Origin of the sequence: Bacillus sp. S71 (genome assembly GCF_016625265.1) — a bacterium.
Lineage (GTDB): Bacteria > Bacillota > Bacilli > Bacillales > Bacillaceae_G > Bacillus_A > Bacillus_A cereus.
Map to the genome: position 1 here is coordinate 41,672 of NZ_JACVUW010000019.1, position 13,802 is coordinate 55,473.

Consider the following 13,802-nt stretch of genomic DNA (forward strand, 5'->3'; position numbering starts at 1 on the left):
CTCTTTTGTTTAGTTTTGGAAAGAACGTACTGTGATTTTTAGTTGCTCAATAAATTCTCGAGTTGCAGCACACATATATTTATCTTTTCTATAAATTAGCCCTATTTCAATTATTGGAGTAGGGTTTTCTATTTTAATAGCTTGAATGTTTTTATTTTGTAAAAAGTCTATATATGGTTTGGGTAACACTGTAATTCCCATTCCTTTGGAAACCATTTGGATTAAAGATTCCATCGTACTAATTTCTAAAATTGGCCTTGGTTTAAAGTTTAACTTTTGACAATGAGATGTAATTAGTTCGGTTAAAAAGAAATTTTTAGGTAAAAGAATTAAAGGGTAGTTCTGTAATTCAGCAATAGATACATGATTACGTTCAGCTAATCGATGACCAGTGGGCACGACCAATGTAAGATTGCTTTTGTATAGAGGGATGGAGATAATCTCTTTATCTTGCACCGGGAGAAATGTAATTCCAATATCTAGTTCGTTTTGTAATAATTTTTCACGAATATCTCCTGTACGAAGCCCTAATACAGAAAGCTCTATATTAGGATATAAATTATTAAAATTTAAAATAGCTGTTGGTAGTAAATAATTTACGACGGTTAACAAAGCCCCTATTGTTAAGGAACCTTGCTGTAATCCGTTTAGGTCTTGAATAGCTGAACGAGCTTGTTCGACTTCATGAAAAATGGTTTTACTATGTGATAATAAAATCTTCCCTGCTTCAGTTAATGATATTTTTTTACCAATTCGATCGAAAAGTGGCATTCCTACTTCATGCTCTAATGCACGTATTTGTTGACTTAGTGAAGGCTGTGAAATATTTAATTTTTCAGCTGCTTTTGTGAAATGTAATTCTTTTGAAACAGCTAAAAAGTATTCAAGTTGTCGTAATTCGATTGGAATCACCTCAAGTATAATGATAGGTTATACCTATCATTATTATATAAATAATTGAATTGAACAATGATTTTAGAGGTTTTATAATCATCTTTATGTAACAGAGAGGGTTGTAAAAATTAATCGAGAGAAAATACATGTAACACCTTTAAAGGAGGAAATAGAATGGCTAATGAATATCAATTATTATCTTTAAATATAGGATTACCAAAAGAGGTTATATACGGCGGAAAAGTAATTCATACAGGCATAAATAAGAAACAAGTAAAGGAACCGGTATATTTATCCTTTGTAAAATTTAATGGAGATGGACAGGCGGACTTAGTTCATCATGGAGGAGTAGATAAAGCAGTTTGTGTTTATACTGGTGATCACTATCCATACTGGGAAAAAGAATTGAATCAAGATCTTGTATATGGGGCTTTCGGAGAAAATATAACAGTTAGTGGTATGCGCGAAGAGGATGTTTGTATTGGTGATACGTTTGAGCTCGGAGAGGCAATCGTACAGGTAACACAACCAAGGCAACCTTGTTTTAAATTAGCAAAAAAATATAATATTCCAAAGTTACCACTATATTTTCAAGAAACAGGATATACAGGATTTTATTTTCGTGTATTAAAAGAAGGATGGGTATCATCAGTCGATACATTAAAAAGTCTACAGTCTGATCCGAAAGGTGTTTCAATAGCGTTTGCTAATCGTATCATGCATAAGGAAAAACAAAATATTGAAGGGGTAAAAAGAATATTAGAAGTAAATGCACTTTCAAGTAGTTGGAGAAAGTCTTTTGAAAAGCGTATAAGTGGAGAAGAAATTAATACGAAGGAAAGACTTGAAGGGATAAAAGAATAAAAATATTTTATTATAAATAGTGTATTTCTATTAGTAAAAGCTAATTAGAAAGCGCTATTTTTATATAATAAACTAATTAATATCCAGAAATCTTAATATTGTTTTATTCGACTTATTTTCAAATAGTCAAAACATAAAATTAATTAGACTTTTTTTTTATGTTTTATGATAGTATATTGATTGGTAAGACCTCTATTTTTAAGAGTAGGTCATATAAGTATATCTAATTTAATGGAATTTAACATTTGGAGGTACAACATGGGGAATGTTGAAAAATTGGCAAGTCTTCTAATAGAAGAACCGAAAAGAGAGCAGTTATTTCCTTTATTTGAAGAAGTGTTTGGAATTAAAACTCAAACATTGAATGATTTTTCGGATAAAGGATATTGGGATGATACATATAAAGCTTTATCGTTTTTACAAGAAGATAAAGTGATTGCAAATGTTGCGGCATTTTCACTCCCATTATTAATTAATGGTGAAAAAATAAATGCGGCGGGTATTCAATCAGTAATGACACACCCTAATTTCCGTAGACAAGGGTTAATGACACAATTAATGGATAAAATGATAGAAGAAATCGATAAGAAATGTGAATGTGCATTATTGTTTACGGAAAACCCTGAACTATATACAGCATTTGGATTTAAAGTTGTGCAGGAATATTTGATGACTATACCATATGATAAAAATATTAATAATAACGATTCACTACTTAAAAAGTTAGATTACTATAATATAGAGAATAGACAGTTAATACATGAAACTATTGATAGTAGCCAAAGACTTTCAAATAGTTTTTCAACTTTAAACTTCCATCCTTCATTTTATTTGAATATGTATGATTCGGAATGGAATGAGAAATTGTATTATTCAGAGAAACTAGATGCTCTAATCGTTTATGAAGTAGAAAATGAAAAGTTGAAATTATTTGGAGTATTTGCGCCAGTACTTCCGGTTTTAGATGAATTATGTGGAGAAATCAATGAAAGGTTTACGGAAATCGAATTTTATTTTTCTCCGGATCAATTAGGGGTTGAGGATGTACAGTTTACAGAAGTACAGTCTAGCAAGTATTTAATGGTTCGAAGTGATAAAGAGTTAGATTTTAAAGGTTATAAATTCCCAGTATTAGCGGAGTTTTAAATGTCTATATAAATGCTTTATTATGGAGGAGCTATGAATATATCGTATATACCAGAACATATTGAGCAACTCACTATAATGAATGTACCTGAATACTATAAAATTAATGATAATCATGCGTTTATTGTCCGTTCGAAAGCAGAAACTGATTTTTGGCTTAAAACACATTATGGTTTTGAAGTAATGAATGGTCATGTATTTTATAATGAGATGATGACAGACTTTCAAGCTGAAGTTCAGTTACGTATGAATCCAAATTCAAAATTCGATCAAGCAGGTCTTTTTGTTATGATTTCGGAGAACTGTTGGCTAAAAACATCTTTAGAATATATCCCTGAAGGGCCATCTCACTTAGGTGCTGTCGTAACGAATAATGGATATTCTGACTGGTCAACGCAAGATTATCCAACTGAAGCATCTAAGCAACAACTTCGTTTTCGAATTATTCGAAAAAGCGGTGATTATACAATATATGTGAAAAAGGGCCATCAATGGGAACAAATAAGAATCGCTCATTTAATGGAGGATATAGGGAAGGAGCCTGTTAAAATAGGTTTTTACACGTGTAGTCCTTCTAAAAATAAGGGATTTGAGACTGAGTTTTTACATTTTACAATTGAAGAAATATAGATGAAAAACCGTATTCTTTTCATTAAGAATACGGTTTTTGTATTTATATAATATAAAGCACATTTATTGACTAGAAAGTCATTAATACTTATCATTTAATAATGTTAAATATTAATTTACATAATATAATAGAAGTAATAAAGAAATTACAAAATATATAGCTTAAATAAGGAGGGATATGAATTATTCAGTGGTAATTTCATGGGAAAAGGAGATTATGTATGAAATCATTTCGTAAGTTATTACAGTATTTAAAACCATACATGTTCTTCGCTATTATTGGGCCGCTATTTATGGTACTTGAGGTTGCGATGGACTTAATTCAACCGACTATTATGCAACATATCATTGATGTTGGGATTGCAAATCGGGATTTAAATTATGTAATAAAAATGGGGCTTCTTATGATAGGAGCAGCAGCACTCGGTTTAGTTGGAGGGCTTGGGTGTATGATGTATTCTACAAAAGCAGCTGTTAATTTCGCTACAGACATACGAAAAGATGTGTTTGCGAAAATAGAAACATTTTCTAGTAATAATCGGGACTCATTTGGAACAGGTAAATTATTAACGATCGTGACAAATGATATCACTTCCATTCAATCGGCAATGACGATGACATTACGTGTTCTCGTTCGTGGTCCACTGTTATTTATCGGAAGTATAATTATTGTTTTTGTAACAGCGCGAGAGTTATTTCCAATATTACTTGTAGTTGTTCCGATTTTATTACTTGCGATTATTTTAATTGCAAGTAAAGCAAGTGGTACATTTAAAAAGGTGCAAGAGGCATTAGACAAAGTGAATACAAAGCTACAAGAAAATTTATCTGGTGTGCGTGTTATAAAAGCGTATGTAAGACAAAAATACGAAATCGCTCAATTTGGAAATGTAAATACAAATTTAACGAAGATAAATATTCGAGCTGTGCAACTTATTTCTTTAATGATGCCAATCATTATGCTAGTTGTAAGTGGCGGGATTGTCGCAACATTATGGATTGGTGGAGAAAAAGTATTCGATGGAACGCTTCAAGTAGGAGCGATTTTGGCATTTATTAATTACTTGAATATCATTTTAATGTCACTTATGTCGATTAGCATGGTATTTATTCAAATTGCGCGAGCTTTTCCATCTGCGGATCGTGTACAGCAAGTGTTAAATACCGAGGTTGATATTATAAGCGAAGCGTATGCGATCGAACCTGAGAAAATTGAAGGAAATATCGAATTTAAAAATGTTAGTTATAGCTATACGAAAAATAATGAATACGTTTTAAAAGATATTTCGTTTAGCATACAAAAAGGTGAAAAAGTAGGGATTATTGGATCAACTGGAAGTGGTAAATCTACCTTAGCGAAACTGTTACCACGTCTATATGATGTGGATCATGGTGAAATATGTATAGATGGAATAGATGTTAAAAAATATGATTTGCAAAAACTCCGTGCTTCAATAGGGTTTGTACCTCAGAAGGCGTTGTTGTTCTCAGGCAGTATAGAAGAAAATTTACGTTATGGTAAAGAAGATGCAACACATGACGAGCTGGAAGTAGCAGCTGCATCAGCTTGTGCGACTGAGTTTATCAATAAGCTGGAAGAATCTTATCAATATAATTTAACACAAGGCGCGACAAATCTATCAGGTGGACAAAAACAACGTGTATCAATTGCAAGGGCACTTGTGAGAAAGCCACCGATTCTCATATTAGATGATTCTACATCAGCAGTTGATGCAAAATCAGAGGCTACTATTCAAATAGCTTTAAAAACAAAATATAAAGGCACAACAACTTTATTAATTGCGTCTAAAATTTCTTCCATAATGGATGCGGATAAAATACTTGTATTAGATAATGGTGAATTAGTTGGCAATGGTACACATGAACAATTGTTAGAACAAAGTGAGGTTTATCAGGAAATTTATCTTTCCCAAGGTGGTAATTTAGATAAAGAAGGTGGGGAAGAACATGCGTAATTTTCAAGGGCAATTTGCTAATAAAGGTGGACGAAACACCCCAAAGATGGGAAAAGCTAAAAATGCTCAAGGAACTGTAATGCGGGTATGGAACTATATGGGCTATCAAAAAGCTGCTCTTATGTTTGTTATATTTCTAGTCGTTGTTACTACATTACTTGGATTATTAGGTCCCTATTTTATGGGAGTTATTATAGATCAATATATTGTACCGAAAGATTTAAGTGGTACAGCAAGAATGTGTATGTTACTTATCGCGATTTATGGTGTAACTGTACTTTTAACATGGTTACAAACGTTTGTCATGATTAACGTTGCATTAAAAACAATTCAAAAAATACGACAAGATATTTTTGAGAAAATCCAAACGCTTTCTTTACGGTTCTTTGATGTGCGTTCTCAAGGTGATTTAATGAGCCGTGTGACAAATGATATAGATAATTTGAATCAAGCTTTGACACAAAGCGTTGTACAAATTATTTCATCAGCATTAACTTTTATAGGTGTAACGATTGCAATGTTCGCCTTAAATTGGATTTTAGCAATTGTAACTTTAATTACAGTACCTATGATGTTTTACGTTACAAAAAAACTAGTTGCATATAGTGGTAAAAACTTTGCGAAGCGTCAAAAAGATTTAGGTGAATTAAATGGATTCATTGAGGAAGCAATTACAGGTGCGGATGTTACAACGTTGTACGGAAAAGAAAAAGAAACTGTACAAAATTTCAATAAAATTAATGAACAGCTAAGAGTTTCAGCTACGAAGGCTGATACATTTTCAGCTTTTATTTTTCCAAGTATGAACTTTATTAATAACTTAGGTATGGGGCTTGTCATTGGGACTGGATCAGTTATGGTCTTAAACGGAATGACAACAGTAGGAGTTATTGCGGCTTTTATTAATTATTCTCGTCAATTCTCAAGACCGCTAAGTCAATTTGCGACTTTAATGAATACAATACAAGCGGCAGTTGCTGGTGGAGAACGTGTTTTTGAAATTATGGATGAGGTACCAGAAATTCAAAATAAAAAAGACGCATTCGTTGTACAAAATTTACAAGGGCATGTTGCACTTGAGAATGTTTCATTTGGCTACGCAGAAAATAAAACGATTTTAAAAGAAGTGAGTCTTAAAGCGCAGCCAGGAGAGACAATTGCTTTAGTTGGTCCGACTGGATCAGGGAAAACAACAATCATTAATTTGTTAACTCGCTTTTACGATATACAGCAAGGACAAATTCATATTGATGGAAAAGATATAAAAGATTATGATATTAATTCTTTACGAAGTAAAATAGGAGTAGTTTTACAGGATACGTATTTATTTGCTGGTTCGATTATGGATAATATCCGTTATGGACGCTTAGATGCTACTGATGAAGAAGTTATCACTGCAGCTAAGGCAGCATCTGCACATTCTTTTATTAAGCATTTGCCAAATCAATATGAAACAGAAATTGCTTCAGAAGGATCGAATTTAAGTCAAGGGCAAAAACAACTTCTAGCGATTGCACGAGCAATTTTAGCAGATGCAGATATATTAATTCTCGATGAAGCGACATCAAATATTGATACAAGAACAGAATTACAAATACAAGCAGGACTAAATAATTTAATGAGAGGTCGCACAAGTTTTGTGATCGCTCATCGACTTAAAACAATTGAAAAAGCAGATCAAATTCTTGTTATAAAAGATGGAAATATTTTAGAAAGAGGGAATCATGAATCTCTCATGGAAAATAGAGGGTTTTATTTTGATTTGTATACGAGTCAGTTTAAAATATAGTAAAAGCATTGATATGTTGCGGTTTCTCTTGAGAGGAGAAACCGCATTTTTTATATTTGCAAATATTACTATCCAAATGGTCTTTCACTACATATTTTAACAGCATCCACCTGCATTCCAGGCAAAACATGTGAATAGCGATTTAATGTTATGAACATATCTTTATAACTGAAGTGTCCACTTACAGTCTTTGGATGTATACCTTGTTTCAAAAGTAGCGTAGCATGTGTATAATAACGTAAATCATAAAATCGAACTTTAAAAATCGGAGTTTAAATAAAAAGAGCGCTGTTAAAAGCGCTCTGAGACAAACCATACATTTAGAGAGGAATCAAGATAATATATGGATATTGTGTGAGAATGTTGTAGGTTTTAATTAAAAATAAAGCACACATATAAGTGTGCTTTTATGAACGCTTTAGATTTGTATGACTATATAGTCATACAATAAAATATGCTTGTTTAATATAAATGTGTGTCAAATCTATAAAAAGATATTGTGTATAAGGAACAATAAATGTTAATTAGCTAAGTCTTTTGTTTTTATCCTGCTATTTGCCGGACAGTAAGACCCCCACCTTAAAATTCAGCGGAAGCAAAGAAGTTAGGTGGGGGCTGGACTGCCCATAAAAGCCCGATTGGTGAGGGCTGATTAAAGTTTCACTTTATTAACGAATTTGCACAACTGTTAACGCTGCAGAACGAATATCTACTGTACCTATTACTTCAACGGGGACAATTTGAATTAAATCACCAGGGTTTAAGTTAATTAGAATGACTCCACTTGATACATCGACTTCACCAGTTCCGATAATATTAGAACGGACTGCGGATCCGGATCCTGCAATAATATTAGTCGATGAATTTAATGTCAAGAAAAAGCGAGCTGCTTCCGGGGCTAATGGAACGTTATCAAGGCTAATCGTTAATGTATAGCTAATTTGATAAATACCAGCTACCTGAATTTTAATACCAGTTCCAGTACTAATTGTATCATTAATTACAGGGACAGTAATGTTAGGATTTGGGCCTGTACTAGGTAATAGTAGTGGTGTAAATAATGTTGCAAATTGAGGTGAAGTAGCATTGAAGGCAAAACCTAGGGCAGGTAGTGAACTAGGTGCTTGTGCTTCACAATTAAAATTAGCGAATTTACGAATGGATGAGCGCATATTTTCACTCCTTTCTTGTATTTAGATTTCGTGAGTATTAACTTCACATTTTGGACAAGCGTAATACAATATATGAAAATTTATAGTAGATAGTGCACAAGCATTACTATTACGGATAAAGCTATGAATAATAATAAATACTATATGGAAAAAGCAGTTAGCTAATTTAACTAACTGCTTAGTCGGTTCTCCAAGAGCAAATAGGCGAAAAATTATTGCGCTATATAAAAGATCGCTATAGATAAGCGCTCTTTTTGAGAGTGAGTATAAAATTCTATCATTCTATCTAGTATGTGCACTGTATTATGTAGTTGCTACTAAAATTGATGTGAATTTTTAAAATTAGAGGTTTCTTTCAATGAAACCTCTAAAAAGACAACTAAATTTACGTTATAGTAAATTCAATTGCGATAGGAGTGCCTCCATCTAGGACTGCTCCTCCTACAATAGTAGCAGCTGTAGTAGTCACACCAGTAATAGTATCACCTGTTTGAATAACACCATTAATATAAAGTGTTAAAAAGGCATAAGAAGCAGGGAATGTTGTTACAGCACCAGTGTCATCAGTGAAGTCTGTGTTAGCAAAAGTTAAATCTGCACCAGCAGCAGTTCCTGTTGCGGCTGTACTTACAAATCGTCTTCCGGCTATAAAAGGTTTAACGATAGGCATTTATATTCACCCCTTTTTGAGAATTAACTTAGACAAGTTTTTTGAAAGTTTTGTCCTGTATCGTATATTATGCTGTGCTTCTACTAAGAGATACGGCTTGTATACTAGTAAATAAGTATAATTATTATGCGTTTTATAAGTTAGGTTCTTATAAGTAATTAAGTGGTTAAGGTTGGATTTTGTATATGGTATGTTTATGTTAAAAAAGAGAGCTCTTTTAGAAAGAGCTCTTAATCAAATTATTATCTTAGTGTTGGAGGGAAACTGGCGGCCTCAGTGACAGATGGTAGAAATAATTTACGTGGTATTGTAATAAATTCAAGCGCAATTTGCTTTGGATAAAAAAGTATTTGAGTTAAATCTAGAGCATGTATTAATAGTATCATGAAGCTTGTAAGAATGATAAAACTACCCCAAAAGAAACTTTTTGAAGTGTTGCGGAAATCTTTTATTAAAGAAAAGAATGAAAAAAATGCGGTAACAATGAGAATAAAAAATTTATACTTATCAGCCATTGTGATCCTCCTAAAGAACAGTAATTTATATTATACCGTATTTTCCAATATTATTATAAAAAGATTTTAAAGTGAATAATAAGAAAAAAATAAAGCCATAACTTCAAACATTAGTTTAGGTTCTATTGTTTGAATTTTTTGTTTTAGAAGATATATAATCTGAAATTGAAAATTTTCCAAATGAATTACGATTTTTTATTTCTGATCCAACATCAAGTGCTTAATGAAATGGTATGAAAGATTATAGGCTAGAGATACGAGATTAAATAAGAGGAGTTTGCGTGCTGCAAGCGTCCTAGCTCAGATTTCTACTAGAGAAAAGTATTTAGTTGGAGTTGGTATGTTAATAAAAAACGGATGGATGTCGAAACTAAATATTCATGACATTAAGGACAAAGATCAGGAAATATAATTTGGTATTCTGGGAATAACCGGAGATCCGTAGTTAAGGTTGCATAGTATTTGTATTTTTTTTCTAATTTTTCAATTGTTGTTATGTGATGAGAACCTAATCCGCGTCGTACACTATGTTGAGAAAGAGTCGGCCCAATTTGTAATTTTCGTTTTTTCATTGCATCGTTCCATGGACTATAAAAAAATTTAAAAATAAAAGCAGGTTCCATGTAAATGCTATAAGGATAATGCGAACCATGTCTCCCGACTCTATAGTTCCCATGCGAATTATTGTGAATTAATCTACCGTTAAGATATAGTTGGTTTGGATTAGGTTGAATTATTATGCCGTGATAACGTTGTTTAACAAGCGGAGAGCTATATCTTGGATTAGTGTAGCCATGAGTCGGTTCATCAATCATCATAATCATTCTTATTGAAAACATATTGCCGCCCATAGTGTTAAGTGATTTGAAAAATTGTTCTTTATTATAACAGCACAGGAATTCTGTCGTATTCAATACCATTTTCCATCCTGTAATTTCTCTTTCAATTTCCATAACTTCTTGATCAACTAAATAAGCATCAAATTCGAATGATTTTGAGTTTCGTATTTCCCAATTAGGAGCGAATGTTTTACAGATTTCAACTGAACGATCAGTGGATCCACGGTTAATAAGAATGCCATGATCAAATAGCTTTGTATGGTGCATTAACCACCACGGAAGTAAATATTCTTCATTGTAAAAATGAGAAATTAAAGTAGTCTTAATCAAAATCACCTCCGTATTTAACCTGCTTCTTATTTAATATGATATGGAAGGAAACCTATTGTTAGAAGGTCTCCTCTTAAAAGTTTTAAACCACATAGGGTATGTGGATGGATTAGTATGTAAAGTAGTCTGAATGATAAAGAGTGGTATTAAAAAGTACAAAATCTAAAATGAGCATCGAATTAGTGCATAACGATTGAAACGGCACTGAAAACTAATAAAACAGCCATAATGATGTTAAATAATTGATTATGTTTTAATAAAAGTTTTTGGAACATGGAACCAAAAAGGCTCCAACTAAATGTACTCAGTAAACCGACTATACCTAGAAATAATGAGAAAAGTAGAAAACTTGAATATGAATTGTAGTAAGGGAGTATAAAAGTAGAGACTACTGTGAGTCCGAATAATATTCCTTTAGGGTTAATAAATTGAAGGAAAATACCCACTGTAAATAAGTTTTTATTATTTTTTTCATTGTGACCGGCACCGCCTTTACTAGTAATTATTTTAAAGGCTAAATATAGCATATACGCGACACCTAAAATTTTTAAAGGAAATTCAATTATAGGGATAATATTAATTAATACAATATTAAAGAAACTGCATAAAGAAGTGAGGATGAAAAAACCGAATGCTACTCCAAAGCAAAAGTTTATGCTTCTCTTTAATCCATATTGATTTGCGTATGTCATAGCTAAGAAATTGTTGGGACCAGGTGTGAAGCTACTTATAAATACAAATAACAAAAAAGAAAATATAGGCATTTCAAAACCCCCTATTTTTTGTGTGTTATAATGACCAAAAAGAACAATATAACGTGTGCTTTTTATTATACATAACGGTCGTTATATTGTATACAGTGTAGGAGTGTTTTTTATGGAAGAAATTCAACTTATTCTGGCAAAAAATTTAAAATCAATACGTGAAAAAGAAAAATTAAGTTTAGAAAAGGTCTCTCAATTAACAGGTGTAAGTAAAACAATGATTGGACAGATAGAAAGAGGAGATTCAAGCCCGACACTAACAACAATATGGAAAATTGCTAATGGTTTGAAAGTATCATTTACCTCTTTAATTAATAATCCACAGCCTGATACGAAAGTAGTTTTACGAAATGATGTTCAAGTATTGTCTGAAGACAATGGGAGATATAAGGTGTATCCCTCATTTCCTTTCCAAGATGATAGGAATTTTGAAATCTATATGGTTGAAATTGATACAGAAGGGAAATTAAGTTCAGAAGCGCATAAAGAAGGAACAGAAGAGTTTATAACGGTATTTGAAGGGAAATTGACAATTGATATAAATGATTGTCAATATACGTTAAATAATGGAGACTCAATTCGCTTTAAGGCGGATAGACCGCATACTTATACTAATTCAGGAAGAACATTAACTCGGTTAAGTATGACTATTTATTATCCAGCTTTATAAGCTGGCAATAATATAAAGAGTAAAAGTAAATGTGTATTGTTAAAACCATCTATAAGAGATGGTTTTATTTTTTTGAATATAAAAAAAGACACTCAATTGAGTGTCAATATAGTATTGCTCTCGCGTATAGGATTGGAGATGTTCCTCAAATACATATTGAGATGGTCTGTAAAGAAGAAACGATCTTCATCTTTAATGTAACATCGACATGGGGGAAGTGTAAATTGATAATATATATACGGAAAATTTAGTATAGATGTTTTCTACTATGGATATAGTACAATTTATTTTTGTTACGTAATCACTATCGTAATATTTATCAATTGAGTATTTAGATTGTTTATTATAAAAAGAATGAATCATTTTTTAATCAATTCGTATAATTGTAAGAGAGGCACCTGTTGATCCACCTCCAACTAAATTCACGACGGATAATATACCAAATAATTGTAGTGAAATTGTATTACCAGCATTTAAATTAGTAATTAAATTATTACTATAACTTGAAGTTGATAAAGCGGGAGAAAAAATAGAGCCAGGAATTGGCGTAGAAGCGTTTAATAGTAGTCTAGTTCCAGCAAGTAGAGCGGTTGTCGTATTAACTTGATAGGTTAAATGATATCTTCCAGTTACAGGAATTGTAAATACGTCATTTGAAGCGTTAACTGTAAAATTACCGAGACTTTGGTTATTTGAAAGTGGAATGTTTGTTCCTCCTAATATGACTGAAACAGGACCACCTGATGTATTATTAGCGAACATAGAGTTTGTTGTAACGATTGAACCAGTACTTCCGGTAGGTCCAGTACTTCCGGTAGGTCCAGTACTTCCGGTAGGTCCAGTACTTCCGGTAGGCCCAGTACTTCCGGTAGGCCCAGTACTTCCGGTAAGCCCAGTACTTCCAGTAGGCCCCGTAGGTCCAGTAAGCCTGTAAGGGAAAATAATGTCAAGGGCCATTGACATTATTTCTTTTTTTCTAATTTCATTATTATCATGAATATAAATCACCTCATCTTTTTAAATAAGAATGTTATAGATTTAGTACTTTTTAAATAAGAATGTTATAGATTTAGTACTTTTTAAATAGAATGATTAATTTATTATATTAATTAAAGCGGTTATAGCAACGGTAAAATGTTTAATATATGTAATAATTCTTTGGGGAGAAAAAAGAGAATAGTTATAAAGTTATTCTTTAATGATAGGGTCATAATGATGTGTATGAATTAAAAAACATGTGGAATGAGGTATTAAATTGAAACGCAATGACAATTTATCATTGAATAAGGAGATGATAGGACCAGAAAATATTGGACCTACATTTCCGATTCTTCCACCGATTTATATTCCAACAGGAGCAACAGGCCCGACTGGAATAACGGGGCCGACCGGAATAACAGGCCCAACCGGAGAAACGGGGCCGACCGGAATAACAGGAGCAACCGGAGAAACGGGGCCGACCGGAATAACAGGAGCAACCGGAATAACGGGGCCGACCGGAATAACAGGAGCAACCGGAATAACGGGGTCGATCGGAGAAACG

The 13,802-nt window shown here is 32.6% G+C and carries 14 protein-coding genes; 7 read left to right on the forward strand and 7 right to left on the reverse strand.

Features of this window, described 5'->3' with window-relative positions; genetic code table 11:
- Positions 1-9: 9 nt before the first annotated feature.
- Positions 10-912 carry a LysR family transcriptional regulator gene (locus IBT51_RS25010; protein WP_053564520.1) on the reverse strand — a complete coding sequence of 301 codons (903 nt, stop codon included), beginning with the start codon at positions 910-912 and terminating at the stop codon, positions 10-12.
- A gap of 156 nt (positions 913-1,068) precedes the next feature.
- Between IBT51_RS25010 and IBT51_RS25015 the strand changes: the two genes are divergently transcribed.
- The 5 genes from IBT51_RS25015 to IBT51_RS25035 all read left to right on the forward strand — a co-directional run bounded on the left by IBT51_RS25015 (position 1,069) and on the right by IBT51_RS25035 (position 7,299).
- Complete coding sequence (locus tag IBT51_RS25015; RefSeq protein WP_001262982.1) at positions 1,069-1,758, forward strand: MOSC domain-containing protein; 690 nt, start codon at positions 1,069-1,071, stop codon at positions 1,756-1,758.
- Between the two features lie 258 nt (positions 1,759-2,016).
- Positions 2,017-2,904 (forward strand): GNAT family N-acetyltransferase, encoded by an 888-nt coding sequence (locus IBT51_RS25020; RefSeq protein ID WP_050843558.1) that lies wholly within the window; start codon positions 2,017-2,019, stop codon positions 2,902-2,904.
- A gap of 33 nt (positions 2,905-2,937) precedes the next feature.
- Positions 2,938-3,534: a DUF1349 domain-containing protein gene (locus IBT51_RS25025; RefSeq protein WP_053564519.1), complete on the forward strand. Its 597-nt coding sequence runs from the start codon at positions 2,938-2,940 to the stop codon at positions 3,532-3,534.
- Positions 3,535-3,755: 221 nt separating this feature from the next.
- Positions 3,756-5,510, forward strand: a complete 1,755-nt coding sequence (locus IBT51_RS25030) for an ABC transporter ATP-binding protein (RefSeq protein ID WP_053564518.1) — start codon at positions 3,756-3,758, stop codon at positions 5,508-5,510.
- Positions 5,503-7,299, forward strand: a complete 1,797-nt coding sequence (locus IBT51_RS25035) for an ABC transporter ATP-binding protein (protein ID WP_069355588.1) — start codon at positions 5,503-5,505, stop codon at positions 7,297-7,299. Before IBT51_RS25030 ends, IBT51_RS25035 begins: the two co-directional genes overlap by 8 nt.
- A gap of 668 nt (positions 7,300-7,967) precedes the next feature.
- On the opposite strand, the gene exsF is transcribed toward IBT51_RS25035, so the two are convergent.
- The 5 genes from exsF to IBT51_RS25060 form a co-directional block, all read right to left on the reverse strand.
- Positions 7,968-8,471 (reverse strand): exosporium protein ExsF, encoded by a 504-nt coding sequence (exsF, locus tag IBT51_RS25040; protein WP_001257871.1) that lies wholly within the window; start codon positions 8,469-8,471, stop codon positions 7,968-7,970.
- Positions 8,472-8,856: 385 nt separating this feature from the next.
- Positions 8,857-9,141 carry a DUF4183 domain-containing protein gene (locus tag IBT51_RS25045; RefSeq protein WP_001123247.1) on the reverse strand — a complete coding sequence of 95 codons (285 nt, stop codon included), beginning with the start codon at positions 9,139-9,141 and terminating at the stop codon, positions 8,857-8,859.
- Positions 9,142-9,383: 242 nt separating this feature from the next.
- Complete coding sequence (locus tag IBT51_RS25050) at positions 9,384-9,656, reverse strand: hypothetical protein (RefSeq protein WP_000774115.1); 273 nt, start codon at positions 9,654-9,656, stop codon at positions 9,384-9,386.
- Positions 9,657-10,042: 386 nt separating this feature from the next.
- Positions 10,043-10,825: a glycosyltransferase family 2 protein gene (locus tag IBT51_RS25055; protein ID WP_053564517.1), complete on the reverse strand. Its 783-nt coding sequence runs from the start codon at positions 10,823-10,825 to the stop codon at positions 10,043-10,045.
- A 179-nt stretch (positions 10,826-11,004) separates the two neighbouring features.
- Entirely contained in the window at positions 11,005-11,589 is a 585-nt protein-coding gene (locus tag IBT51_RS25060) for a LysE family transporter (RefSeq protein WP_075718064.1), read from the reverse strand.
- 55 nt (positions 11,590-11,644) lie between these two features.
- Here IBT51_RS25060 and IBT51_RS25065 point away from each other — a divergent pair, with 55 nt between their 5' ends.
- Positions 11,645-12,259: a helix-turn-helix domain-containing protein gene (locus tag IBT51_RS25065; RefSeq protein ID WP_130813712.1), complete on the forward strand. Its 615-nt coding sequence runs from the start codon at positions 11,645-11,647 to the stop codon at positions 12,257-12,259.
- Positions 12,260-12,625: 366 nt separating this feature from the next.
- Here IBT51_RS25065 and IBT51_RS25070 read toward each other — a convergent pair whose 3' ends face one another.
- Positions 12,626-13,267 carry a BclA C-terminal domain-containing protein gene (locus IBT51_RS25070; protein WP_200483293.1) on the reverse strand — a complete coding sequence of 214 codons (642 nt, stop codon included), beginning with the start codon at positions 13,265-13,267 and terminating at the stop codon, positions 12,626-12,628.
- Between the two features lie 247 nt (positions 13,268-13,514).
- On the opposite strand from IBT51_RS25070, the gene IBT51_RS25075 reads away from it, so the two are divergent.
- The coding region (locus IBT51_RS25075) for an exosporium leader peptide-containing protein (RefSeq protein ID WP_200483294.1) at positions 13,515-13,802 on the forward strand (288 nt) is incomplete at its 3' end.